At 76.3% G+C, this 1,251-nt stretch carries 1 protein-coding gene; it reads left to right on the forward strand.

The genetic code is table 11. The annotated features are described in order from the left end of the window. Nucleotides 1-107 precede the first annotated feature (107 nt). On the forward strand, nucleotides 108-1,251 hold a 1,144-nt coding region (locus A612_RS15400; protein WP_019375332.1), incomplete at its 3' end, for an NAD(P)H-hydrate epimerase.

The raw sequence follows: 1,251 nt of genomic DNA on the forward strand, positions 1-1,251 counted from the left end.
CGCGCCCTCGCCGACCTGGTGGCCAGGCGCACCCCCGCCGTGGATCTCCAGCACTTTTCCCTGCAGCGCTTCTAGGCGCCCGCTGCCCGGCGGCCCACAATGGATCCATGCAGCGCGTCGACCCCGCCCAGCCCCTGCCGCTCTACAGCAGCGCCGCCACGCGCCAGCTCGAACGGGCCGCTGCCGCCCAGCTCGCCCCGCACACCCTGATGCAGCGGGCCGGCGCGGCCGTGGCGCGCCTGGCGCGCGCGCTGGCCCCGCATGCGCGCACCATCTGGGTTGCCTGCGGCCGGGGCAACAATGGCGGCGACGGGCTGGAAGCCGCGGCGCTCCTGCACGCCCACGGGTTGCCGGTGGTGGCCAGCCTGCTGCCCGGGGATCCCGGCCGGCTGCCTGCGGATGCGGTGCGCTCCTGGGAACGGGCACGCCAGGCGGGGGTGCGGTTCACGGACGTCCCGCCACCATTGCAGGCCCAGGACCTGGCCATCGACGCGCTGCTCGGCCTGGGCCTCTCGCCCGAACCGCGCGGCGCCGCGCCCGAGGCCGCGTTGCGCGGCTGGCTGTCGCAGCTGCAGGACAGCCCGGCCGGGGTGCTCTGCGTGGACCTGCCTTCCGGCCTGCTGGCCGACACCGGTCAGTACGCGCCGGGGCTGGCCCCCGGCCACGGCAGCGCGCCGGGCCCGCGCCACACCCTCGCCCTGCTGACCCTCAAACCCGGGTTGTTCACCGCCCACGGACGCGACGCCGCCGGGCAGGTGTGGCTCGACCCGCTGCAGGCCGATGCGGCAGCACACGCCGTCGCCCCGGTCGCATGGCTCAGCGGCGCGCCCACCCCCGCTTCCAGGCCCCACGCAAGCCACAAGGGCAGCTTCGGCGACGTGGCGGTGGTCGGCGGAGAAGGGTTGTCCCTGCGCGGCATGGGGATGGGTGGCGCTGCACTGCTGGCCGCAAGCGCCGCGCTGCACGCCGGGGCCGGCCGCGTGTGGCTGAGTCTGCTGGACGAGAGCGAGGCCGCCACCGCCGCCATGTTGTCGGCCCAGCCGGAACTCATGCCGCGCCGCTTCGAGGCGCTGGCCCTGGACGAGCTCACCGTGGTGGCGGGCTGTGGCGGCGGCGTGGCCATCGCGCCCCTGATGGCACAGCTGCTCGACCGTGCGCCGCGCCTGGTGCTGGATGCGGACGCGCTCAATGCCATCGCCGCCGATCCGGCCCTGGCTGCCCTCCTGCTCCGCCGCCACCGGCAGGGCGGCG

Source organism: Melaminivora alkalimesophila, assembly GCF_000282995.1.
Classification (GTDB): Bacteria; Pseudomonadota; Gammaproteobacteria; order Burkholderiales; family Burkholderiaceae_C; genus Melaminivora; species Melaminivora alkalimesophila.